The sequence below is a fragment of the Pseudoalteromonas sp. KJ63-1 genome (genome assembly GCF_055808145.1).
The window spans coordinates 766,802-790,420 of sequence record NZ_CM147855.1 but is presented as its reverse complement, the minus strand read 5'-3'; the positions used below and the strand labels follow the sequence as shown (position 1 = coordinate 790,420).

The following is a 23,619-nucleotide window of genomic DNA, read 5'->3' as shown; positions in this document are numbered from 1 at the left end:
CCCTTACGCTTTAGCTTCTACTTGGTCTTTCTTATAAGTACGAAGTACCCAAATGAATAAACCAATGATGAAGAATGCACTCGGTGGTAAGATCAATAGACCCATAGGTTGGTACCAACCACCATTTTGTACTAATGGAATAATATCAACACCGAACAGTGAACCTTTACCGAATAACTCACGAATAAAGCCAACAGTAAGTAACACTACAGAGTAACCTAAGCCATTACCTATACCATCAAGGAAAGACATTAATGGCGGCGACTTCATTGCATAAGCTTCAGCACGACCCATTACGATACAGTTAGTAATGATTAGACCAACGAATACTGATAACTCTTTTGCCGTAGCGTAAGAGAAAGCTTGTAGTACTTGGTCAACCACGATTACTAATGATGCAATAATCGTCATCTGTACGATGATACGTACTGATGATGGGATATGGTTACGAATAGTCGAGATAAAAAGGCTAGAGAATGCAGTTACCAAGGTCAATGCAATTGACATGATTAATGCATTTTTTAAGCTAGACGTTACCGCTAGCGCAGAACAAATACCCAGTACTTGTAATGCGATTGGGTTGTTAGCGAAAACTGGACCAAATAGGACCGCCTTCATTTCTTTAGTATCAGCCATTAGTTCAATGCTCCTTTACGTACTTTCGCAAGGAAAGGGCCAAAGCCATTTTCGCCAGTCCAAAAATCAACTGCATGGTCAACACCATTAGACGTTAATGTAGCACCTGAAAGACCGTCGATCTTATGCTCATCACCGGCTGCAGTCCCTTTAACGATTTGGATTGGTAACTCTTTACCTTCCCACGTTGCAGTCCACTGTGGGTTTTGAATTTCACCACCTAAACCAGGTGTTTCGTTATGTTTGTAGAAAATGATGTCTTTAATAGTTTCGCCATCGCTTTCAAGCGAGATAAAACCGTACATTAAACCCCATAAACCATAACCCTGAATAGGAAGGATGATTGCATCAGTAGAGCCATCGTCTTTTTTAGAGATATAAACAGGCGCACGCTTGGTAATACGCTGAATACCGGCGATGTCCTTAATACCATTCTCTTTTAAAGATTTACTTAACTCAGCATCGTATTTGCTTTTTTCAAAGTCAAAATCTTCTACCGGCTCAGCAAACTCACCACTTTGCATATCAACAAAGCGAGTTTCGATTTTAGCATCAAACGTTTCGGCAACGTTATCAACTTTGCCAATACCAGCAGCAGCTAAGATATTGCTTTGAATATCTTTTGCTTTATTTGCTTTTTGCAGAGGGCGAAGTTGTACAGATGTTAGTGATACAATAACTGCACACACTAAACATAATGAGACAACAACAGCTAGCGTTTTGCCAATTGATTCGTTATTACTAGACATTACGTGCCAACCTCCGCTTGATATTAGCTTGCACTACAAAGTGATCGAATAAAGGTGCAAACAAGTTAGCAAATAAGATTGCTAGCATGATGCCCTCTGGGTATGCAGGGTTAACAACACGGATCATGATAACCATAAAGCCAATAAGCGCACCGTATGCTAATTTACCTTTATCAGTAAATGCAGCAGATACAGGGTCAGTTGCCATAAAGAACATACCGAATGCAAAACCACCTAATACCATGTGCCAGTACCAAGGCATAGCAAACATTGCATTAGTTTCAGAACCAATGGTGTTCAGTATTGATGAGGTTACTACCATACCTAGGAATACACCTAGCACGATACGCCAAGACGCGATGCGCACGTAAATTAGGAATAAACCACCAATAAGTACAGCTAGTGTAGACGTTTCACCCATAGAACCTTGAATGAATCCGTAAAACGCATTCCACCAAAGCTCGATATCAGTCGCGTAATTTAACGTTCCAGCAAACGCTTGACCAAGCATAGTCGCGCCAGAGAATGAATCTACGGCAGTCCATACTGTGTCACCTGAAATTTGTGCAGGGTATGCGAAGAATAAAAACGCACGACCAGCAAGCGCAGGGTTTAAGAAGTTACGGCCTGTACCACCAAATATTTCTTTTGCGATAACTACACCAAAAGTAATACCTAGCGCAACTTGCCATAAAGGAATCGTTGCTGGCAGAATTAATGCGAACAATACAGAAGTTACGAAGAAACCTTCATTAACTTCATGCTTACGCACAGAAGCAAATAACACTTCCCAGAAACCACCAACAATAAAGGTAGTTGCATAAATAGGTAGGAAGAAACAGGCTCCGTAGAACATTTTCGCACCCCAGCCTGCATCAACGGTTAATTCACCGCCAAGTAACTGGAATAAACCTACTTGCCAAATATTCGCTAGCTCAAAGCCATTACCAAGTGCAATTGCCGCTTGATGACCAATGTTGAACATACCAAAGAACATGGCAGGGAACGTCGCCATCCACACTAAAATCATCATGCGTTTTAGGTCGATGTTATCACGAACGTGAGTTGAACCTTTATTTACATAACCTGGCGTGTAAAAAATAGTCGCAGCAGCTTCATACAGCGCGTACCATTTTTCATGCTTACCACCTGGTTCAAAATGTGGTTCGATATCTTCTAAGAAAGTTTTTAAGCCCATTTTAGCCTTCCTTCTCGATCGTAGTTAAGCAATCGCGTAGGGCTGCGCCGTACTCGTATTTGCCAGGACAAACGAAGGTGCATAACGCTAAATCTTCTTCATCTAATTCAAGCGCACCTAATGAAATTGCACTGTCTAAATCACGAGACAATAAGTCACGTAATAAAAGCGTTGGCAAAATATCAAGTGGCATAACACGCTCATAGCTTCCAAGTGGAACCATGGCACGTTTTGAACCGCCTGTAGACGTTGTCATTTTAAATAAACGACTCGGTGTAAGGTGAGACAAGAATGTACGCGTTACAGAGAATTTATCACTACCTGGTGCAATCCAGCCAAACAACTCTTTTTCGCGACCTTCAAGTAATACAGATACTTGAACGTGGTAACGGCCTAAGAATGCATGAACACCAGACGACGTAGCACCTGCAAGTACAGAACCAGAAATAACACGGTTATCACCGTCTTCTAATTCACCTGCTACTAAGTCATCTAATGAAGCACCTAATTGTGTTTTCACTAAACGAGGATTCTTAACACGCGGACCTGCAAGCGAAATCACACGGTCTGTGTAAATTTCACCAGTAAGGAAAAGGTGACCATACGCAATAACGTCTTGGTAACCAATGTGCCAAACTTGCTTACTAGCAGATACTGGGTCAAGGTGATGGATATGAGTGCCAACAAGGCCAGCTGGGTGCACGCCACCAAACTCATGTACTTCTACTTGAGCAATAGGTGAACTAGGAACTTGACTGCCTGCTTGCTTACAAACAAATACTTTGCCATCGGTTAAACGTGACACAACAGCCAAACCTGCTTCAAACGCTTTCGCATTTTCAGCAATAACTACTGCAGGATCTGCAGCAAGTGGATTGGTATCGATAGCTGTCACAAAAATAGAGCTAGGATTTGCATCCAACGCCGCTATTTTACTAAATGGGCGAGCACGAAGTGCTGTCCATTGACCCGATTGAACTAGTACTTCTTTAGCTTTTTCACGGTCTAAGCTATTAAGCTCAGTTTCCGAGAAAGAACCAAAGGTGATTTGCTCACTGCCGTTTACTTCAATAACAACAGATTGCAGAACACGTTTAGCACCGCGATTAATTTCTTTTACTGTACCAGAAGCTGGTGCAGTAAATAATACGCCTGGGTTCTTTTTATCTTCAAAAAGTACCTGGCCTTTTTTGACTTGGTCATCCACACGAACATGCATGGTTGGACGCATACCGATAAACTCTTCACCTAGCACAGCTACACGTTTGACGGCAGAACCATCATGAATAACTTGCTGAGGTGCGCCCTCTAAGGGTAAATCCAGACCTTTTTTTATATTGATCATACGCACTTGCACTACATTAACGGAAAGAAACTGAAAAATCGTACCAACCACGCCGCTATTTGTATTATTGCAAGCTATAAAATGACTCGCTATAGATACCAAACAAGCAGCGCAGTAAAACTCCTCACATATTGCTTTGATTTTAACATTATTGTGACTGACTATGCGAGTGTATTTATGAAAATTATACGAGAGAAACGTTTATTTAGTTTTGTAATTCATAATTAATAAAATACAAGCTAGACCAAAGTGGTAAATAAACCAACAAATAGCAAATTTTTTTCAAATCAAGGCTAAAAAACAAAAAAGTCGCACTAGGCGACTTTTTCAAAATTGCATTACTAGCTACAGATTAATCAATCATATTTGCAATTGGCGCAACAGGGTTAACATCTTGCTCGTAATCAACCGTATCAATGCCAAAACCAAACAGGCGTAAAAACTCATTATGGTAGCCCACGTAATCGGTAAGCTCATCAATTGAACTTGTGTCTACACTATCCCAAATAGTTTGAACACGTGCTTGAACGTCATCTTCCAGCTCTTTGTAGTTTTGGAATAAATGTCCGCCCTCATCAAAACGTGGTGAATCACCGTATAGGTTTTCATTAAATAACGCATGAATTTGCTCAATTGTGCCCTCGTAAGTGCCATCAGCCTTCATCACTTTAAATAGTGCCGAAATGTAAAGCGGCATTATTGGGATTGCCGAGCTTGCTTGGGTAACAACCGCATTAAGTGAAGAAACGTAAGCTTCGCCATTTAAATCTTGGGTAGCGGCTTTAATAGCTGCAGTGGCACGGTCTAGGTCTTCTTTTGCCTTACCTATGGTTGCATGTCCATATATTGGCCAAGTTAGTTCTTTACCAATGTATGTGTAAGCCGTTGTTTTAAAGTTATCTGCTAGTACATCAGCGTCTTTAAGGGCGTCAATCCACATTTCCCAGTCTTCGCCACCCATTACTTTAATGGTGTTGTCGATATCGTCTTGGTTTGCTGCTTCAACAGTTACTTCATCAATTTCACGCTTTGACGTATTTAAGTTTTTAGTGGTTACTGCATTACCAATAGGCTTAAGTGTTGAAGAAAACACTTCCCCTGTATTTGGATCAGTACGACGAGGTGATGCTAAGCTGTAAATAATACAGTCAACCTTACCTAATTCAGCTTTAATGGTGTCGATTGTTTTTTGTTTGATTTCGTTAGAAAACGCATCACCATTAATATTTTTAGACCATAAGCCTTCAGCTTCAGCGGCTGCTTGAAATGCCGCCGTGTTGTACCAACCCGCAGAGCCTGTTTTACGTTCAGTGCCTTCTTTTTCAAAGAACACACCCAATGTTTTAGCGCCACCACCAAATGCAGCGGTAATACGAGATGCAAGGCCATAACCTGTAGACGCACCAATAACTAATACATTTTTAGGCGCATTTTTTAATGCCCCTTGTTGCTTAACATAATTAATTTGTTCTTGAACATGCTCTGCACAGCCAACTGGGTGTGCATTGGTGCAGATAAATCCGCGAATTTTAGGCTTAATGACCATTGATCATCCTATATCTTTTACAATAAAAATTAGCGCTAGTTTAAAGGCTAAAACAAAAAAACTGATCTGATCAGTTACTCACTGCTCAAACCAATCCACTATTACCTGTTATCCAACTTTTGAGCCGCCCATGCAATTAGGTGACTGCGGCGCTTCGCCGTCGTGCTCTGTAAATTCCTCAGGAGTGTAAGTGTGCATAGCAAGCGCATGAATATGATTTGCCAGCTCATCTTTTAAAATTTCATTAATTTCACGATGACGCTGCAATAATCGCTTACCAGCGAATTCTTCACTGACTACAATCACTTTAAAGTGAGATTCAGTCCCCGCACTGTGCATATGGCTTTCGTTAATAACATTTAAATGCTTACACGCAATAGCATTTGCTAGCTTGTCACGTATTTGTTGTTGCATTGACATAAAAACCACCCTCAAAATTCAGTTATATGGTTACTATAACAACTGCGGCTACACCATGGCTAATGCTATTTAACTGAAACTATTATTAATATAGCGAAACGTTAAACTTATCCGCGGGTGTTTAAGCGTAGTTTGTTTAGGCAACGCATGTTGGTAATTTTGTTGGCTCTGTCCGTTCATTATTAAACAACTACCACTTTGTAATTTGATGTTAGTAATGCTGTTGCTTACTTTGTGTTTAAGTTTAAATAACCGCTCTGCACCAAGCGACACACACGCTATGGTAGGCTCAGGCCCTAGCTCAGCCTCGTCATCGCTATGCCAACCCATACAATCGTGGCCATCCCGATAATAATTAACCAAAATTGAGTTAAATGGTTGCTGTAGGTGATTTTCTAAACGTGTTCGCATGGCAAGTAATACGTCTGGCCAAGGCTCTAAGTCGAGTTTATGCCCAGAATAACCGTACTCAAGATTTTCTTCGCTGATAAAACATTGTAGCCTAGGTATTGGCCCCGTTTTACCAAACACTGTAATGTTTGGCTGTTGCCAATTTAGGTTTTGCTGCAAATAATAAAATAAATCGAGGCTTTTTTGTGCGCTAAGTACCTTACTTTGATAAGAAAAGCCATTTGGTAACAGTTGGGGGTTGGCGTTTGGCGGTTGCATGTTAGAATTTACCTATCATTTGATTACCGATCATTAAACTATTATGACTACGCAAGCTACGCTCGGCGATAACACTTTTACTCTTGAACGCTTTCCTTTGGATCAAAAAAACCGCAGCTTACAAGCGTGGGATTCAGCAGACGAATACCTTATTGACTATGTTAATGAACACTACCTTGATTGTCGCTCGTTACTGATCTTAAACGACAGTTTTGGTGCACTTAGCTGTTACTTTAGCAAGCAACAATTAACAGTTTGTTCAGTAAACGACTCATATATTAGCCATCAGGCAGCTGCTTATAACTTAGCGGAAAACAAAATCGCGACGACTGCGTTTAGCCAGCTTGATAGTTTATCGGCTCTACCTGAGCAAGTAGACCTAGTGTTGGTAAAAGTACCACGCACGTTGGCTTTTTTACAATATCAGCTATCTGAATTAAGCGAGGTGCTCGCGCCAGATACGCCAGTTATTGGTGCTGCAAAAACTAAAGACGTGCATAACTCTACTATTAAAGCATTTGAAAACTTTATTGGTGAGACGAAAACAAGTCTTGCAGTAAAAAAATCACGTTTAATTATTAGCCAAGCCGCTGGCGGTTATAAAGGCGCAGATTTCCCAGTCAGCTGGCCACTTGAAGGCACTGATTTTACAATAAGTAATCATGCAAATGTGTTTTCGCGTGATTCACTTGATATAGGTGCGCGCTTCTTTTTTAATTATTTGCCACAAACAAATAAAGCCAAAAATATTATAGATTTAGGCTGTGGTAATGGCGTGGTTGGCTTAATGACATTAGCGCGCTGCCCTAATGCTCGTATTAGCTTTGTTGATGAGTCGTATATGGCGGTTGAATCAGCTCGACTCAACATTGAATTAAACATGGAAGACAAGTTTGAACAATGTACCTTTATAGAGAATGATTGTTTAACCGACTTTGAACGTGAAAGTGCCGATATTGTATTGTGTAATCCGCCATTTCACCAAGCACAAGCGGTTACCGACCACATCGCGTGGCAAATGTTTAAACAAGCAAAAGACACATTAAAAGAAGGTGGCGAGCTGCGTATTATTGGCAATCGTCATTTAGATTATCATGACAAACTAAACCGTATGTTTGGTAACTGTACTTTATTAGGCTCTAATAAAAAGTTTGTGGTACTCAGCGCAACTAAAAATAGTGGAACGTTATAAATGAAACTCATAAAGATATTATTGAGCTGTTGTACTTTAGTGGTTTTTTCGGGATGTGCCAATCAGCCTAATCAGCTTATTCTCAATCCCGTCTATAAAAGTGGACAAATAAGCTCAATCAATAACAGCTTAAACACCAGCGTGATTGATTTACGTGGTGACAGTGCAACCTTAAAGCTTATTGAATCAAGCAAAACAAAAACCATTGCCAGCACGGGTATTACTGAGTCAGTTAAAAGTGCATTAGACAGTGCGCTTAGTCGCAATGGCGCTAGCATTTCTAATTTAGCGCAATTACGTTTTGAGTTAGATATTCACGCACTGCAAGCTGTGGTTACAGAAAAGCTAATGAGCCATACCAGTGATGCCAAGATTGAATTTGAAGTACGGGTGATTCGCCCAACCAGTAATTTCAGTAAGCGTTATAGCGGTAATGCTAATTTATCTGGACCACTTGGTCATGATAGGGCAAAAATTGAAGGTCAGCTCAATAAGTTGACTGAGCAGTTAATTACCCGCATTGTATCTGACCCTGAATTAATTGCATTTTTAGAAGGTTAATAATGAAGCAACTTTTTTTAATCTGCGTAAGCTTACTTTTTAGCGTAAATAGTTTAGCGGCACAAGAAGGCCGCTTTGTGCAAAAAGATAATATTTTCCCTCGAGTAGAAATTGTGACATCGTTGGGCAGTATTGTGGTTGAGCTAGACCGCTCAAGAGCCCCTATTACGGTCAATAACTTTTTGACTTACGTGTCTGATAAAAGCTATCAAGGCAGTGTGTTTCATCGTGTAGAACGCGATGTAGAAAATGATCGTGATTTTGTAATTCAAGGCGGTGGTTATGATAAAGATTACGATGGCCTGCATGAAAACGACCCTATTTTTAATGAAAGCGGTAACGGCTTAACTAACGATATGTATAGCATTGCTATGGCCTATCAAGATCGAGAACCACACTCAGGAACGCGTCAGTTCTTTTTTAACATGGATGACAATGACCATTTAAATCCAGGGCGAGATTGGGGATTTGCCGTGTTTGGCAGTGTTATGGAAGGTTATGAGACGCTCGATAAAATCATGGCTGTAAAAACGGGTTTTAATGACAAAATTGGCTACAACTTTGTCCCTGAAAAACCGGTTGTTATATTAAATATCAAGGTGCTTGAACAAGTTCCTTTATAACTTTTTATCAGAGTAGCTTTGGCTGCTCTTTCAATGAGCCAATGAGCCCTTATGAATAGCACACTTTCCGTTCGAGAATACTTTTCTTATTTTAAAGATAAACGTTTAATTAATGTTTTTATATTTGGAATGAGCAGTGGCTTTCCGTGGGTGTTAATTGGTTCGGTAATGTCGGCTTGGCTTAAAGATGAAGGTTTGAGTCGCAGCATGATTGGCCTATTTGGCATTGTGTTTGGTGCCTACAGTATCAATTTTTTATGGTCGCCTTTAATAGACCGCACTAAACTGCCCTTTCTGTACAACTGGCTTGGTCAGCGCCGCAGTTGGATCTTGTTTTGCCAAAGCTTTATTTTACTTGGCACGTTACTACTTGCAGGACTTGATTTAAAAGCAAACCTAGCGATTGCCGCCGCACTTTGCTTACTGATCGCCATAGCCTCTGCGACGCAAGATATTGCTATAGATGCCTTTCGAATTGACACCCTTAGTGAAAATGAATCTCACAAAGCTACCGCAGCCGCCGCAATGGCTACATCTGGTTGGTGGACAGGTTATGCTTTATTAGGGGCTGTGCCCTTTTATATGGCTGATATGCCAAATATTGACTGGCCACAGATCTATTATTTTTTATCTGCGATTATGCTTTTATTAATTAGCTGTGTGTTTTGGGCTAAAGAACCAAAATCAAACCGTGAAGCTGTTCATGCCGAGCTAGAGCGTGTTTATCTTGAAAAGCTTGCGGCAAGCAAACAAACACCACTAACGAAAATACTCGCATGGCTGGGTGTCACCGTGGTTGACCCATTTAAAACCTTTTTTGCTAAAAATGGGGTTAAAACTGCACTAGCACTGCTGGCGTTTATTTTCTTATTTAAAATTGGTGAAGCATTTTTAGCACGCATGTCGATTGTATTTTATAAGGAAGTGGGCTTTAGTAATACTCAGATAGCAAATTACTCCAAGCTAGGCACGGGTTTAATCACTATCGTATTTGCCTTTTTAGGCAGTATTTTTAACCACAAATATGGCATAGTAAAAGGCCTATTTATAAGTGGTATCGCCATGGCTGCATCTAACTTAATGTTTTCTTGGATTGCCTTAGCAGGACCGCAGGAACACTTATATGCAATGGCAATTGTAGTTGATGGCTTTACCCAAGCTTGGTCTTTAGTGGCGATGGTTGCCTTTATATCTATGCTGTGTGACAGAGCATTTAGCGCCACTCATTATGCGCTACTGGCATCATTGGGTAACTTAGGGCGTACGTTATTATCGAGTTATAGTGGCGTAGTTATTGATGATTGGCTGATGGGAAATTGGTCATTATTTTTTGTTTTAACAGCACTTATGGTTTTACCTTCATTGATATTTTTATATCTAATTAGGCACAAACTATATGCATTAGAGCAAAATTATCATAATAGGTAATACCTAATGCATCCCTGCATTAGTATTAGCTGTAGACGTTAGGTTTAACTTTACGATTACAGCCTAAAAGCGTTAATCAGCTTTAATTAAGCTTAATGCTTCATACGGGTCAACTTCTAATGCATTGCAATAGCGAACAAACTCAATCACATCTAAGCGACGTTCTTGGTTTTCTATTTTGCCAATAAAAGAATGTGGCGTACCCAATATTTGCGCTAAGCTGCGCATTGTATAGCCTTTTTCATGGCGCTTAGTTTTAAGCCACTTTGTTAGCTTTGCATTTTCTTCCGAAGATACGGTTTTACCCATCATATACAACTCCTACTCGTTGTTTAACTATACATATTGCAAAGTGCTCAATGCCGTCAACATTGTAAGCCCACTGAGACTAACTAAGACACAGTGTAAACGCTTACAATTCAAACAAAAAAGATTCTCAAATATGTATTAACTCTTTATTATTGTAAAAATGAAACCTTGCCCGTCTCATTCTTGGATACATTATATACCATTCACCATTGATCTGAATGATTAATTAGTAATTCTGCGATTAAAGTCTAACAACAAATATTTACTAAGTCTGAATAAGGTTAAATATTTTATAACTTTTTTGTTTCATTTAAATATAAGCTGTTTATTATTAGGGTCTATTGACCCTAACTTAAAGAGGTTAAATCATGTTTAGACTACTCTTTTTACTGCCTATTATTTTGTGCTTAGGTTGGTACTTTTTTTTACGCCATTATGCAATTCCAATAAAACAGGGTAAAAAAGGATTTATCTATATTTTAGTTTTCTCAGCGTTTGTACTTGGTTTTTTTGTGTTAATGATGCAAATAACAGAGTACAGCCCAACTGAGTTATAATTTTTTTGAACATATAAAAAAACCGCTTATTATGAAGTGACCCCCAATAGTTGGACATTCCAATTACTGGGGGTCTTTTTATGTCCAAACATCACCGAGCTTTCAAGCTCAAAATAGCTGAACTCGCTTTGTCTGAAAGCTCTTCGGCGGTAAGTAACAGATTTAATGTTACAGACAGGCAGGTCCGATATTGGACCGCTATTTATCGAATTCATGGCGCTGAAAGCTTCAGGTCTGTTCACAAACCTTATTCTCTAGCATTTAAGGCTGAAGTGTTAAAAGCGATGACAGCAAACAGTTGGTCACTCGGTTATACCAGTGCTTTCTTCGATTTATCGTCCCCAGGCATTCTTTTTCAATGGCAAAAGCTTTATGCTCGTGATGGTATATCACGTCTTAAACCACAGAGAAAAGGTAAGCCATTCATGACAAATAATTCTTCTTCATCAAAACTAGTAGAGCAAATGACTGAGGAGGAGTTACGAGAAGAACTAGCATACTTACGAGCTGAGAATGATGTGCTAAAAAAGTTAGAAGCCTTGGCTCAAGCCAGAAAGAAAAAAGCAAAGACAAAACGATAGTCGTCGAAGAGTTCAAGGCAAAGCATAGCTTACGACACCTTTTAAAGGCTACAGGGCTGCCAAAGAGTGTTTACTATTATCATCGCACTACTTGTAAGCAACCCTGTGCAAGCAATGATTTACTGGTAAAAATACGTGATATTTATCACGCGCATAAAGGGCGATATGGCTATCGCAGAATTACGAGTGCCCTGAGAGCAATGGGAGTATTTGTTAATCATAAGCGCGTTCAACGGTTGATGAATGAGTTAGGACTCAAGTCAAAAGTAAGGCCTAAGCGCTATAAATCCTATAAAGGTGAAGTGGGTAAAATCGCAGAAAATACGCTTAACCGCGAGTTTACTGCGCAGAAGCCAAATCAAAAATGGGTGACGGATGTGACGGAGTTTAAAGTGGATAATGAGAAGGTATATCTATCGCCTATGATTGACCTATTCAACCAAGAGGTAATCAGTTACGAAGTCAGAAAATCCGTTGCACTCCCTTTGGTAACTGACATGCTTAAAACAGCAACTGCTAGGTTGAAGCCAAATGAAAAGCCAGTTGTACACTCAGATCAAGGGTGGCAATATCAAAACAAACAATATCAAAATCACCTTAAGGAAAAAGGATTGCAACAAAGTATGTCTAGAAAAGGAAATTGTTTAGATAATGCGGTTGCTGAGAACTTCTTCGGCATATTGAAGAGCGAGATGTACCACAACGAAACGTTTAAAGACGTGAATGATCTTATTGAAAACATTAAAGAATATATCCACTATTACAACAATGAGCGTATTAAACTGAAACTAAAAGGCCTGAGTCCGATACAGTATCGAAATCAGGCCTTGGCAGCCGCTTAGAAATGAGTCCAACTTTATGGGGTCACTTCATTAAGCGGTTTTTTTGGATAACGATATTTTTATACGCTAAAACTAGCACCACAGCCACATGTGGTGGTCGCATTAGGATTAGAGACAAAAAAGCGCGCCCCTTCTAACCCTTCGGTGTAGTCAACTTCGCCATCAACTAAATATTGGATACTCATAGGGTCAATGACTAAGGTAACCCCGTTTTTAACAATTTCTAAATCGCCAGGATTCGCTTTTTCATCAAAAGTAAAACCGTATTGAAAACCTGAACACCCACCGCCTGTGACATAAACACGCAGTTTTAGATCTGGGTTTTCTTCTTCGTCGATTAACTGTTTAACACGCACAGCGGCTGCGTCGCTAAACTTAATGGGTAATTCTTCAGACATCTTATAACCCTCAATACCTTAATACTAATGCACGAGATTATCTAATACCTGAGTATTTTAATCAAGTATAGTTAATCTATGCTTTCACGCTCAAATGCTAACATGGCTTGTTTAGCTCACTCTGTGAATAGGAGCAGTATAAATTAAATTTAAATGAATCTGTTGTTAAAAATCTCAAGGACTTCCCTAGACTATTTTGATAAACTTGACGCCTAAAAATGCTACGGGGAAATAAAGCATGTGGCTTGAGCGACTGAGACGTCGATTAGCAAAACCAAAAACATCCGTACAATTATGCTTATTAGGCGTAAGTGCCGGATTAATTGCTGCATTTTTTATTATACTGTTTCGTTTAACCATTTTATTTTTTCAAAGTTTATTTCTAGAAACCCCTGACGATTTTACCACCCTACCCACTTTAGAGCGGATATTAATGCCTTTAGTTGCAGCGTTATTAATAGCTACATTTGCGGCTTTCACTGGATTTAAACATTACCGCTTAGGTATTCCTTTTGTAATACACAGAATTAAGCGCCATTACGGGCAAATGCCACTGTATAACACGGTTAATCAGTTTGTTGGTGGAGCACTGGCGCTGATCAGCGGTTTTTCTGTTGGCCGCGAAGGCCCATCAGTTCACATGGGGGCAGCGGGGGCAAGCATATTAGCGAATAAATTACACTTACCTCACAACGCTATGCGTACCCTCAGTGGATGTGGCGTTGCTGCGGGTATTGCTGCATCGTTCAATACCCCTCTTGCTGCGGTTATTTTTGTAATGGAAGTGGTGCTCAGAGAATACAAAGTACATATTTTTGTGCCGATAATGCTCGCAGCCGTTACCGGTGCATTAGCCACTCAATTTGTATTTGGTGAAGGCTCAGAACTTGCGCTAATAAGCATTGCGCCTCTAAGTGGTTGGCATTATCCCTATTTAATTTTGTGCGGCATGGGACTGGGCGCGGTGGCTTATGCTTTTAATCAAAACTTAATGCTAATTATTAAAACCTTTAAACCACTAAGTATGTTTCCACGTTTAATTATTGCAGGGTGTATTGCCAGCTTAATTGCCTATGCAGTTCCACAAGCAATGGGCTCGGGTATGAGTGCGATAACCATTGCGGTTGAGTCACCTGAAAACATGCAACTACTCACCACTATTTTAATTGCTAAGTTATTAGCCACCTTATTTGCTATTGGCTTAGGTATTCCTGGTGGGTTGATAGGTCCGGTTATTGGGCTGGGCGTTTTAACCGGTACTTTAATGGCATTTTTTGCTCAGTTTATTAGCCCTGGGACTGACATAGCTGGTACTTATGGGGTACTCGGCATGGCAGGCTTACTGGCAGCAACGTTGCACTCTCCCTTAGCAGCACTGACCACAGTAATGGAGCTGACCTCTTCACCGGAAATTATTGTACCGGCGATGATCGTCATTACCACCGCCTACGTTACAGCTTTGCAGGTATTTGGTAACCGCTCAATATTTTTACAGCAATTAGACTTTCAGGGATTACCTTACCATGTGTCTCCCGCCACTGAAGCCCTACAAAAAGTAGGGGTGATGGATGATATGGATGAAGACTTTAAACTGCTCTACTCCGATGATAAAGAGCAAATAAAAAACAGCCTAGATGCCATGGACAGCCAAACACCGTTAATTGTGTTTGACGAAGAAAATGGTTATCGCCTAGCCGAATATGACTTAAGTTTAATGTCTGATCAGGCGGTCAATATAAAATACATTAGCTTACAAGGTATTAGCAGCCAAGCCACCCTTGCAGATGCCTTTGAAATTTTAAATGATAAGCGCAGTGGCGCGCTTTATGTGTATAACTTGCTAGATAATCAACAAATTATGGGATTACTACGGTGGGATCAAATCCATCATATTCTAACCATACGCAACAGTTTACTTTAACAATAATGAGAACAGTATGAGCGCATTATTAATTTACAAAACCTTGCACGTATTTTTTATGATTGCTTGGTTTGCCGGTATTTTTTACCTACCTCGCCTTTTTGTTTATCACGCTATGAGTGAAGAAAAATCGTGTAACTCAATGCTAAAAGTAATGGAACGTCGGCTACTTTATTTTGTTACTCCCTTTGCTGTGCTTACCGCAGTATTTGGCGTGTTAACCATCTTTGAATACGGCCGCGAATGGTTTCGTTACAGCATGTGGTTGCATTACAAACTAGTGCTGGTGATCATTTTATACATTTATCATGGCTACTGTTTCAAGTTATTAGCTGATTTTAAACACGATAGAAATACTAAAAGCGATCGGTTTTACCGAATTTTCAACGAGCTACCTGTTTTAGCGTTACTAGTTATAGTTGCTTTAGCCATAATTAAGCCAAGCTTTTAAATACAGGATTATAAATTACACTGCCAAGTCGCAAACTAAGTTTGTATAATACGCGCGATTGCGTGCTCCTTTATGGATTATCGCGCCTTTTTGAATAACTAGGAATAACCCCATGTTCAGTTTCCAAGGTGAAAATATACTCTCTGTTAATCAACTCGATCGAGACTGTATTGAACGTATATTTACTGTGGCAAAAAAATGGAGCCATACGCTAAAAAACAAAAGCGTACCAATGTGCTTGAAGGCGCTATTTTAGCGAACCTGTTTTTTGAACCTAGTACGCGTACTCGTGTTAGTTTTGGCACTGCGTTTAACTTACTCGGTGGACTAGTTCGTGAAACCACCGGTATGCAAAGCTCAGCGCTTGCTAAGGGCGAGTCTTTATATGATACCGCACGTGTTATTTCAGCCTATGCTGATGCGGTTGCAATGCGCCACCCAGACTCAGGCTCCGTAGCTGAATTTGCAACAGGCTGCAGCGTACCAGTAATAAACGGTGGCGATGGCCCCAATGAGCACCCTACTCAAGCACTGCTTGATTTATTAACTATTGAGCGTGAGCTTAACCGCTTCGATCAAAATATTGATGGTATGCATATTGCGCTAGTTGGCGATTTAAAATATGGCCGTACCGTTCACTCGCTATCAAAGTTATTATGCCATTATAAAGATATTAAGTTTTCGATGGTTGCCCCTAATGGCTTGCAAATGCCTGACTCAATTTTATCTGCCGTTGAAAATGCAGGACATAAAATTGAACTGGTTGATAAAATGGAAGGTAACTTAGCGGCCGATATTGTTTATCAAACACGTATCCAAGAAGAGCGTTTTCCGTCTCAAGAGGAAGCCAACAAGTATCGTGGTGGATTTAGAATTAGCCAGTCTATTTACAATAGCCATTGCAAACCTAATTCGGTATTAATGCATCCGCTTCCTCGCGATAGCCGTTTAGAGGCAAACGAACTTGATAACGACTTAAATGCTAACGACAATCTAGCAATATTCCGCCAAGTACAAAATGGCGTACTCATTCGTATGGCACTGTTTGCTTTAACCCTTGGCGTAGAAAACAAAGTCGAGCAGTATGAAGTAGACGTACCTTGGTTTAGCCGCAAACGCGACAGCTAAACTCTTATTTTTAAAGTAATAAAATAATAGGATTTTTCATGACAATTAGCCAAGACTTATTTAAACGAGCTCAAGACTCTATTCCTGGTGGCGTAAATTCACCAGTGCGTGCTTTTAATGGTGTAGGTGGTACTCCGCTGTTTATTACTAAAGCACAGGGCGCGTTTACATTTGATGCTGATGGCAACCGTTACATCGATTATGTGGGCTCTTGGGGTCCAATGATTATGGGCCACAATCACCCTGAAATTAAACAAGCAGTGCATGATGCGGTAGAAAATGGTTTAAGCTACGGTGCACCTACCGAAGCTGAAATTTTAATGGCTGAAAAAGTTAAAGAGCTAGTACCATCAATCGAAAAAGTACGTATGGTAAGCTCAGGTACCGAAGCAACAATGAGTGCAATTCGCTTAGCCCGTGGCTTTACTGGTCGTGACAAAATTTTAAAGTTTGAAGGGTGTTACCACGGCCATGCAGATTCGCTGCTAGTAAAAGCCGGCTCTGGTGCATTAACTATGGGTGTACCTAACTCTCCGGGCATTCCTGAAGATTTAGCTAAACACACCCTTACGGTATCGTTTAACAATATTGAAGAAGTGAAAGCGATTTTTGCTAAATATGCCGATGAAATCGCGTGTATTATTGTTGAGCCAGTTGCAGGTAACATGAACTGCATCCCACCAGTACCTGGCTTTTTAGAAGGACTGCGTGAAGTCTGTGATCAGTACCAATCTGTGCTTATTTTTGACGAAGTAATGACAGGTTTTCGTGTAGCCCTTGGTGGCGCTCAGGCTTACTACAACATCAAACCAGACTTAACCTGTTTAGGTAAAGTAATTGGTGGTGGCATGCCAGTAGGCGCGTTTGGTGGTAAAACAGAAATTATGGATTACATAGCCCCTGTAGGCCCTGTTTATCAAGCAGGTACACTGTCAGGAAATCCAATTGCGATGGCTGCAGGTTTAAAATCACTTGAGTTACTTAGCGCACCTGGCGTTCACGAAAAACTAGAAGCCATTAGTAAAGCGATTTGTGAAGGCTTTGAAGCCGCAGCTAAAAAAGTAGGTATTGCCTTAACGACTAACTACGCTGGCGGCATGTATGGCTTTTTCTTTACTGATGCAGAAAAAGTAACTACTTACCAACAAGCCACTGAATGTGATTTAGAGCGCTTTAAAAAGTTCTTCCACTTAATGCTTGAAGAAGGGGTTTATTTAGCGCCCTCAGCGTTTGAAGCTGGTTTTGTTTGTGCTGCGCACACAGAGCAAGAAGTTCAAGCAACAATACAAGCGGCAGAGCGCGCTTTTGCTAAGCTATAAGTACACTTTATAACGTTATTAATTACGTATAAAACACAAATTAATAATATAAAATTGAAAAGAGCCCGAAAGGGCTTTTTTTATTTGTAAACGCTTATATTTGAATAATAATTAGACTTTATACGGTCTATGTAGCCTAAATCAATTATAAGAGAAAACTATGTCAGGATTAAGACACTTAGCAGCCCCCGCCATCACACTCATGGCAAATTTAAAATATAAAACAAAAATTAGTGTTGTGTTTGGAATTTTATTATTACCGTTAGCGCTGAGTTTATTTTTTTAGTGTCTTTGCTAGGTAACAGTATTAGTGTTTCGCAAATGCAGCAACAGGGCTTAAAAGGTTACCATCGCATCTTAAGTAACCAAATAGATGGCAACACAGATAAAAATCCACAAGTTGCGCGTGCGTTAGGCTATCAAATCAATAGTACTAAAACTCAGGATATACTCGAGTTTATTTCTATTGAATCTAACTTAGCGTTAGATAACCAGCTTGCAAGCTCCTACCTTAACCGCTCATTAGTACTGCCTTTACCCTCGCTAATTGTCCAAATTAACTTACTAACACGAAGTGCAAACACTGTGATCGATAATAATCGATTTACTCCTGAAACCTTTATTGCGCTATCTAACTTAAATAAATCGTTACCCCTTTATGAAAATCAATTATATAAAACACTTAAAGTAGCAACCGATGCTGATAGCACCGTGAGCGAAGCCTTATCTGCGCCACTAAAACAATTACACAGCGCAATCAATACATTTAAAAACGCCATAGAAAAAAAATTACTTGAACCTGACAACATAGCCTTAACAAAAGCAGAATTTGCGAAGCTCACTAACAATGTAAACACGAGTATTAATACGCTAGTTGAAAAAAGTATCCCAACTCTTGAGAGTCTTATTGACAAAAAATACGCCTCACAATTGTGGATACGCAACTTAGTATTAGCGGCCTCTGTGATAAGTTTGCTATTTGCTTTATATCTTATGGTCGGCTTTTACTTTGTTGTAGTTGATACTATTACCCAATTTGCTCTTTGTGCAGAGCAAGCAGCCAATGGCGATTTAAACTCGAAGATCAATTCAAGTACTCACGATGAAATGGACATCATTGCCCAAAGGTACAATGCTTTATTACGTGCTTTTACAAAGCTATTAGAGAAGGTTAAAAGCAGCACACATTCACTATCTGATGCAACCTACTCCTTATCTCATGTAAGTAGCCAAACGAGTCAGGATGTAGAAAAGCAGCAAAACCGCGTTAATGCTATCAACTCAGCCCTTAGTAATATGAGCCACAGCGCACACAGCGTTGAGGACTCAGCTAATAAGGCAATGCTCACAGCTCAAAAAGCAACAAAACATGTTAAACAAGGCGCAGTTAACACGATGGAGCTGGCTAAATACATGCAAGACTTAAAAGTTGAATTTGCACACAGCCAGCAATCGCTTAATAAGCTTGCCCAAGATAGCCAAGAAATAAGCAAAGTAAGCAAAGGGATAAGTGAAATAGCCGAGCAAACCAACTTGCTAGCACTTAATGCCGCTATTGAAGCCGCTCGTGCAGGAGAGCATGGCCGTGGTTTTGCAGTTGTTGCAGATGAAGTAAGGACACTCGCTAAACGCACACAAACGCAAACCCAAGAAATACATCAAATTATTAGCTCGTTGCAACAATCATCTGAAGATACACAGCAAAAAATGCATTCTAGTGTAGAAAAAATGGAGCAATCTGTTGATGCCGCAACACAAACAAATCAAGTGTTACAAGATGCAGAATACAGTATGAATATGATTAAACAACAAGGAGAAGAAATAGCCCTGCGAGTAAAAGAGCAATCACAAGCTACGGCACAAGCTCTAGGCGACTCAGAGGAGGTGAGTAACCTAGCTAATCATACGCTTAGTTCGGCACAGTCTTCCTTACAGGATGCTCAGCGATTACAGCAACTATCGGATGATCTGACTAAATCAATGCAATTTTTTAAATCTTAAAAAATTAATAATTGCCCCGTCCTGAAATAATTTGACGGTTTTAATGAGGGGCTTGGTGTGTCAGTACCAAGTTTTTTTATACACTTGATTTGGTATTTTCATACCCAAACTTAAGTACGAACGCATTTCATTTTATATGAATATCAACTCCTCAACAAGCAGCTTAACTCTACCATGTATAACATTTATACAGTAGCAATATTACTTTAATATCCCGTTTCTACGCTCTGCTCAGGTGTTTTGATAACAGTCATATCCGTCATCGATGGCTTAATTCTCTTTTTAAATAACTCATCTTGATATACTTCAGAGCAACACTGTAAACCTCTACCTGAATGATGAATCGCGTCACGTTTAAAAACGCTATGCTTAATCGTCATCTATAGCGCTTTCATTTCATCACTCAGCTCATAATCCATTATTCTCCGACTATAACTATCAGTTACTAATGACCATTAATATATGCTTTTCGCTTACTTGTGTGTGAAGTCACCTTTTTCTACTTACTTAACAACGGATAGTTTAAAGCCCCTAATGTACAATCTCGTTGGGTACGCTTAGTGCCTTTAATTTCAATGGTCTTCATAAATAGAACCTAAATGTGTAAACGTATTTCAGGACAAAAAATCTTTCGCATAAAAAAAGCCCTTTCGGGCTTTTTTTGTTTTTTTAACGCTATTGAATCGTTATGAAGTTGATTAGAATCGAGCTTCAAACCCTATACGAACATAACGTGGAGTCTGCCAAGAGTAAGCAGCATCATGGTAAGCATTAACTTCGCCTTCATTTTGCTCGTAATGCTCATTTACAGACGCTTCTGACTGACTATTTAATATGTTGAACACATTGATTGATGCTCTCATATCAATATCTGAAACAGTAAAATCATATGCAGCAGATAAATCTAAGTTAAATGTCCATGGTGTACGACCATTTGTACCACGATCATGCTTTTCATAGATTTTTTCTTCTTGCTCACATTCACCATTACCATTGGTATCAGGACACTCATTTGTGTAAATGTAGAAAGTATCACCCCAACCACCATTTAGATTTGGATCTTTTGACGGGTAACCTTGGCCGAATAAACTTTTAGGACGACCACTTTGTAATGTTGCATTCCAACCTACAGTCAAGTTTTCAACTGGCTCCCAACTACCAAAGAATTTAAATGTATGACGACGATCATTAGGTTGATAACCCTGAGAGCCATCCATTACAGCTGGGAAGTCGAAGTCTTGTGTAATACCTGCATCAGCTTGGCCAATATCAGATTTAACAGCACCTTCAAAGTTACCAACACTTCGTGCCCATGTATAACCAAACTGGTAACGAATCGTATCAGCCTGATAATTTAAGTTAAACTCTACGGCGGTATATTCATTATTAGCCTTAGGTAAACCAATAGTGTCGGCAGAGTAAGTCGTTAGTGAACCTTCATCTGGAACACCGTCGTTATCAAAGCTTGAATCACCCCAATCAGTACCATTCCAATAATAACCATCACTATACCAGCTAGAAGATGAACCAGGATTAATCATCACACAATATGGGTAAGCATAACGACCACAGTAATCATCTAATGCAGTAGCAACTTCACGATAAACACCTTTAATACCAACAGTGTACTCATCATTTAGTGCTTGCTGTACACCTAAAATATATTCATCTTTTGAAAATGGTTCGGCTTCTTGCGCTTGGAAAATATCTTTTTCTGGGATAACCGGAACACCACTTACTTGTTGTGAGTTAGCTAAACCGCCTGAGCCAAGAGTATCCGCCAACGGAGCCAAACCTGTAGGGGCTCCTGTCGTTGCATCAACACCCGTATACGTGTAAGCAGTAGTAATATCACTTACCCCAGAAGCTGCACGGAAAATAGTGTTATTTGCAACAGGTAAGTAATAACGTCCATAAGTACCATATACTTTAGTGTCGCCAGTGCTCGTTGGATCCCACGTGAAACCTAAACGAGGAGCAACATCCGTTTTGAAGCTTGTAAGTAGCTTGTCTGTTGTGCCCCAACTATCAAATTCATCTATACGTAAGCCAACAGTTACCGCAAAATCATCTGTTACTTGCCAATTATCTTCTATGTAATAAGCCGTAAGCTCTGACTTAAAGCTACCGCCACCATCAAACACTCGATCTTCAACGTATTGCAATACATTACCAGTATTGTTTGTTAATGCGCCATTATCAGCTTGAAAACTGCCGTTAGCCGCTAGTGTACGGTAATCATAACTGTGGCCACCGATAGGACGACTCACACGCTCAGATTCACGCTCTTGATAATCGATACCAAAGCTAATCTGATGGTCTTGCCAAACATACTCAATATCAAGGCGGTACTGAGTATTTTCATCATTATTTGCACCAAAGCTACCACCAGCACCACAACCAGTGATTGGATTAGAAGTACCACGAGAATCTGTAATACTTGGGCAAATTAAGTTTTCCGATTGCGTTTCATACTCAGTCTCAATTGTACCAGCCATTGCTGTGACAACTAAATCTTCAGTTAGTACACCTGTGTAACTCAAGCTTTGCGCTTCGCCACCACGCTTAAGTAATGCACCATCTTTGCGGTCGCCTATAACACCGTTGTTGTAATCATAAACAGAACGCTCAATATCACGACGATTTGAATAAGCAAAATAGCTTAAGCGATGGTTCTCATTAATATCCCAATCGAGTTTACCACCCCAAAATAAATTATCTCCGCCAGATGCAGATTCTTCTCGGTACTGATCGTTCGGTGAAAATTCATCTCCACCCCAAGTATAAGACGACTCAGTATCACGAGGGTTTATTAACCCATAGAAAAAAAGTGTGTCTTCAATAAGTGGGCCACCAACGGCAAGTGTAACATCAGTCTTGTTATCAGAGTCATAGCTTTCATCTCTGAAAATTTGACCTGCTCCATTATTGCCACGAGAAATGCTGCCCTCTTCTTGCAAAGAATCAGGTTGGTACTGAACTACAGCAGAAAATTCCCACTCGTTAGTACCGCCTTTTGTAGTTGTATTAATAGTACCACCAGTAGCTCGGCCAAACTTGGCTGAATAACCACCGGTTTTAACTTGAAATTGGTCATAGAATTCAAACGGGACTTCGCCACACCCTAAGCCTTGGCGAGTATTAGTAACTTCTAACCCGTTAATATAACATGCATTTTCAGCAACAGAAGAACCACCAAATGACGCTGTATTTCCAAATGCGCTATCGCCTTTTACAGCCCCAGGTGCTAATAATGCAACTGATGTTAAATCACGATTAATTGGCATTCTGTCAATTTCAGCATCTGTAATAACTAGGCCCGAATCAGCTGTTGAAAGATCTATTGATGAAATACGAGCACCAACAACTTGAATTACCTCTGGGCCAGAAGAATCGAAACTGTTTAGGTCAAAGTTAGCTTTTGAATTGGCACCTAAAGAGACTCTAACGCGGTCTTCAGCAACTACAGCATCGCCTTTTAATATTTGTATCTCGTAACTACCTGTAGGCAGAGAGGCAAAGCGAAAGGTGCCTTCACTAGAAATACTTAGAGTTCGCTCTAAACCTGTTGCAGGATTTTTAACTTTTACAGTGTAAGAACTATTATCATTAATATTATTTACAGTTCCTATTACATCAGATGCAACAGCAGGTAATGCTAGGCCTAAGGATGCTGATACGGCAATTGCCGTTATACTTTTCCTAAATATTGATTTCATTATTTATCCCTGTTTGAAATTATAAT

The 23,619-nt window shown here is 39.9% G+C and carries 20 protein-coding genes and 3 pseudogenes; 12 read left to right on the top strand and 11 right to left on the bottom strand.

Going from position 1 to position 23,619, the window contains the following annotated elements; all coding sequences use genetic code 11:
- Positions 1–3: 3 nt before the first annotated feature.
- From AC0L7Q_RS03670 to AC0L7Q_RS03640, 7 genes are all read right to left on the bottom strand, one after another.
- Positions 4–636, bottom strand: a complete 633-nt coding sequence (locus tag AC0L7Q_RS03670) for an NADH:ubiquinone reductase (Na(+)-transporting) subunit D (protein WP_006791491.1) — start codon at positions 634–636, stop codon at positions 4–6.
- Complete coding sequence (locus AC0L7Q_RS03665; RefSeq protein WP_413401404.1) at positions 636–1,385, bottom strand: Na(+)-translocating NADH-quinone reductase subunit C; 750 nt, start codon at positions 1,383–1,385, stop codon at positions 636–638. Before AC0L7Q_RS03665 ends, AC0L7Q_RS03670 begins: the two co-directional genes overlap by 1 nt.
- Positions 1,378–2,583, bottom strand: a complete 1,206-nt coding sequence (locus AC0L7Q_RS03660) for an NADH:ubiquinone reductase (Na(+)-transporting) subunit B (RefSeq protein WP_008111893.1) — start codon at positions 2,581–2,583, stop codon at positions 1,378–1,380. Before AC0L7Q_RS03660 ends, AC0L7Q_RS03665 begins: the two co-directional genes overlap by 8 nt.
- Position 2,584: 1 nt before the next feature.
- Positions 2,585–3,928, bottom strand: a complete 1,344-nt coding sequence (locus AC0L7Q_RS03655) for a Na(+)-translocating NADH-quinone reductase subunit A (RefSeq protein WP_054202028.1) — start codon at positions 3,926–3,928, stop codon at positions 2,585–2,587.
- Positions 3,929–4,280: 352 nt separating this feature from the next.
- Positions 4,281–5,474, bottom strand: coding sequence for an enoyl-ACP reductase FabV (gene fabV / locus AC0L7Q_RS03650; RefSeq protein WP_010391087.1), 1,194 nt, complete (start codon positions 5,472–5,474; stop codon positions 4,281–4,283).
- 108 nt (positions 5,475–5,582) lie between these two features.
- On the bottom strand, positions 5,583–5,894 hold the full coding sequence (locus tag AC0L7Q_RS03645; RefSeq protein ID WP_010391086.1) for a BolA family protein: 312 nt from the start codon (positions 5,892–5,894) through the stop codon (positions 5,583–5,585).
- A gap of 69 nt (positions 5,895–5,963) precedes the next feature.
- Entirely contained in the window at positions 5,964–6,563 is a 600-nt protein-coding gene (locus AC0L7Q_RS03640; RefSeq protein WP_010391085.1) for an alpha-ketoglutarate-dependent dioxygenase AlkB family protein, read from the bottom strand.
- 43 nt (positions 6,564–6,606) lie between these two features.
- Here AC0L7Q_RS03640 and AC0L7Q_RS03635 point away from each other — a divergent pair, with 43 nt between their 5' ends.
- Genes AC0L7Q_RS03635 through AC0L7Q_RS03620 form a run of 4 tightly spaced genes read left to right on the top strand, consistent with a single transcriptional unit; the run spans position 6,607 to position 10,367 of the window.
- Entirely contained in the window at positions 6,607–7,755 is a 1,149-nt protein-coding gene (locus AC0L7Q_RS03635; RefSeq protein ID WP_413401403.1) for a methyltransferase, read from the top strand.
- A complete protein-coding gene (locus AC0L7Q_RS03630; protein WP_008111881.1) occupies positions 7,756–8,316 on the top strand; it encodes a YajG family lipoprotein in 561 nt (186 codons plus the stop codon). It begins immediately after the preceding gene.
- 2 nt (positions 8,317–8,318) lie between these two features.
- A complete protein-coding gene (locus tag AC0L7Q_RS03625) occupies positions 8,319–8,939 on the top strand; it encodes a peptidylprolyl isomerase (protein ID WP_178955357.1) in 621 nt (206 codons plus the stop codon).
- A gap of 51 nt (positions 8,940–8,990) precedes the next feature.
- A complete protein-coding gene (locus AC0L7Q_RS03620; protein ID WP_413401402.1) occupies positions 8,991–10,367 on the top strand; it encodes an AmpG family muropeptide MFS transporter in 1,377 nt (458 codons plus the stop codon).
- Between the two features lie 72 nt (positions 10,368–10,439).
- Here the strand turns inward: AC0L7Q_RS03620 and AC0L7Q_RS03615 are convergent, their stop codons facing one another.
- Positions 10,440–10,679 carry a helix-turn-helix domain-containing protein gene (locus tag AC0L7Q_RS03615; RefSeq protein WP_008111877.1) on the bottom strand — a complete coding sequence of 80 codons (240 nt, stop codon included), beginning with the start codon at positions 10,677–10,679 and terminating at the stop codon, positions 10,440–10,442.
- A gap of 365 nt (positions 10,680–11,044) precedes the next feature.
- Here AC0L7Q_RS03615 and AC0L7Q_RS03610 point away from each other — a divergent pair, with 365 nt between their 5' ends.
- From AC0L7Q_RS03610 to AC0L7Q_RS03600, 3 genes are all read left to right on the top strand, one after another.
- A complete protein-coding gene (locus AC0L7Q_RS03610) occupies positions 11,045–11,233 on the top strand; it encodes a hypothetical protein (protein ID WP_036979680.1) in 189 nt (62 codons plus the stop codon).
- A gap of 80 nt (positions 11,234–11,313) precedes the next feature.
- On the top strand, positions 11,314–11,814 hold the full coding sequence (locus AC0L7Q_RS03605; protein ID WP_409424004.1) for a transposase: 501 nt from the start codon (positions 11,314–11,316) through the stop codon (positions 11,812–11,814).
- Positions 11,811–12,656 (top strand): IS3 family transposase, encoded by an 846-nt coding sequence (locus tag AC0L7Q_RS03600; RefSeq protein WP_409425547.1) that lies wholly within the window; start codon positions 11,811–11,813, stop codon positions 12,654–12,656. The genes AC0L7Q_RS03605 and AC0L7Q_RS03600 overlap by 4 nt, the downstream gene beginning before the upstream one ends.
- A 59-nt stretch (positions 12,657–12,715) precedes the next feature.
- On the opposite strand, the gene erpA is transcribed toward AC0L7Q_RS03600, so the two are convergent.
- The gene (gene erpA, locus AC0L7Q_RS03595) at positions 12,716–13,054 is read right to left on the bottom strand and encodes an iron-sulfur cluster insertion protein ErpA (RefSeq protein ID WP_002958911.1); all 339 of its coding nucleotides are present in this window, start codon (positions 13,052–13,054) and stop codon (positions 12,716–12,718) included.
- A 238-nt stretch (positions 13,055–13,292) separates the two neighbouring features.
- Between erpA and AC0L7Q_RS03590 the strand changes: the two genes are divergently transcribed.
- The 5 genes and pseudogenes from AC0L7Q_RS03590 to AC0L7Q_RS03570 all read left to right on the top strand — a co-directional run bounded on the left by AC0L7Q_RS03590 (position 13,293) and on the right by AC0L7Q_RS03570 (position 19,874).
- Positions 13,293–14,975, top strand: a complete 1,683-nt coding sequence (locus tag AC0L7Q_RS03590; RefSeq protein ID WP_413401400.1) for a chloride channel protein — start codon at positions 13,293–13,295, stop codon at positions 14,973–14,975.
- A gap of 16 nt (positions 14,976–14,991) precedes the next feature.
- Positions 14,992–15,426: a CopD family protein gene (locus AC0L7Q_RS03585; RefSeq protein ID WP_008111866.1), complete on the top strand. Its 435-nt coding sequence runs from the start codon at positions 14,992–14,994 to the stop codon at positions 15,424–15,426.
- A gap of 112 nt (positions 15,427–15,538) precedes the next feature.
- A pseudogene (locus tag AC0L7Q_RS03580) lies at positions 15,539–16,554 on the top strand (aspartate carbamoyltransferase).
- 38 nt (positions 16,555–16,592) lie between these two features.
- Positions 16,593–17,873, top strand: a complete 1,281-nt coding sequence (gene hemL / locus AC0L7Q_RS03575; RefSeq protein ID WP_413401398.1) for a glutamate-1-semialdehyde 2,1-aminomutase — start codon at positions 16,593–16,595, stop codon at positions 17,871–17,873.
- 160 nt (positions 17,874–18,033) lie between these two features.
- Positions 18,034–19,874: pseudogene (locus AC0L7Q_RS03570) on the top strand (methyl-accepting chemotaxis protein).
- A gap of 60 nt (positions 19,875–19,934) precedes the next feature.
- Here the strand turns inward: AC0L7Q_RS03570 and AC0L7Q_RS03565 are convergent.
- A pseudogene (locus AC0L7Q_RS03565) lies at positions 19,935–20,326 on the bottom strand (IS3 family transposase); the annotation flags it as partial.
- 246 nt (positions 20,327–20,572) lie between these two features.
- Positions 20,573–23,593 carry a TonB-dependent receptor gene (locus AC0L7Q_RS03560; RefSeq protein WP_036956783.1) on the bottom strand — a complete coding sequence of 1,007 codons (3,021 nt, stop codon included), beginning with the start codon at positions 23,591–23,593 and terminating at the stop codon, positions 20,573–20,575.
- Between the last annotated feature and the right edge of the window lie 26 nt (positions 23,594–23,619).

Bases quoted from the DNA above. Each gene is read 5' to 3' on its own strand.
- AC0L7Q_RS03585 (WP_008111866.1), top strand. From the start codon at position 14,992: ATGAGCGCATTATTAATTTACAAAACCTTGCACGTATTTTTTATGATT.
- AC0L7Q_RS03605 (WP_409424004.1), top strand. From the start codon at position 11,314: ATGTCCAAACATCACCGAGCTTTCAAGCTCAAAATAGCTGAACTCGCT.
- AC0L7Q_RS03630 (WP_008111881.1), top strand. From the start codon at position 7,756: ATGAAACTCATAAAGATATTATTGAGCTGTTGTACTTTAGTGGTTTTT.
- AC0L7Q_RS03645 (WP_010391086.1), bottom strand. From the start codon at position 5,894: ATGTCAATGCAACAACAAATACGTGACAAGCTAGCAAATGCTATTGCG.
- AC0L7Q_RS03640 (WP_010391085.1), bottom strand. From the start codon at position 6,563: ATGCAACCGCCAAACGCCAACCCCCAACTGTTACCAAATGGCTTTTCT.
- AC0L7Q_RS03615 (WP_008111877.1), bottom strand. From the start codon at position 10,679: ATGATGGGTAAAACCGTATCTTCGGAAGAAAATGCAAAGCTAACAAAG.
- AC0L7Q_RS03560 (WP_036956783.1), bottom strand. From the start codon at position 23,593: ATGAAATCAATATTTAGGAAAAGTATAACGGCAATTGCCGTATCAGCA.
- AC0L7Q_RS03655 (WP_054202028.1), bottom strand. From the start codon at position 3,928: ATGATCAATATAAAAAAAGGTCTGGATTTACCCTTAGAGGGCGCACCT.
- AC0L7Q_RS03590 (WP_413401400.1), top strand. From the start codon at position 13,293: ATGTGGCTTGAGCGACTGAGACGTCGATTAGCAAAACCAAAAACATCC.
- hemL (WP_413401398.1), top strand. From the start codon at position 16,593: ATGACAATTAGCCAAGACTTATTTAAACGAGCTCAAGACTCTATTCCT.
- erpA (WP_002958911.1), bottom strand. From the start codon at position 13,054: ATGTCTGAAGAATTACCCATTAAGTTTAGCGACGCAGCCGCTGTGCGT.
- fabV (WP_010391087.1), bottom strand. From the start codon at position 5,474: ATGGTCATTAAGCCTAAAATTCGCGGATTTATCTGCACCAATGCACAC.
- AC0L7Q_RS03665 (WP_413401404.1), bottom strand. From the start codon at position 1,385: ATGTCTAGTAATAACGAATCAATTGGCAAAACGCTAGCTGTTGTTGTC.
- AC0L7Q_RS03620 (WP_413401402.1), top strand. From the start codon at position 8,991: ATGAATAGCACACTTTCCGTTCGAGAATACTTTTCTTATTTTAAAGAT.
- AC0L7Q_RS03625 (WP_178955357.1), top strand. From the start codon at position 8,319: ATGAAGCAACTTTTTTTAATCTGCGTAAGCTTACTTTTTAGCGTAAAT.
- AC0L7Q_RS03610 (WP_036979680.1), top strand. From the start codon at position 11,045: ATGTTTAGACTACTCTTTTTACTGCCTATTATTTTGTGCTTAGGTTGG.
- AC0L7Q_RS03635 (WP_413401403.1), top strand. From the start codon at position 6,607: ATGACTACGCAAGCTACGCTCGGCGATAACACTTTTACTCTTGAACGC.
- AC0L7Q_RS03660 (WP_008111893.1), bottom strand. From the start codon at position 2,583: ATGGGCTTAAAAACTTTCTTAGAAGATATCGAACCACATTTTGAACCA.
- AC0L7Q_RS03670 (WP_006791491.1), bottom strand. From the start codon at position 636: ATGGCTGATACTAAAGAAATGAAGGCGGTCCTATTTGGTCCAGTTTTC.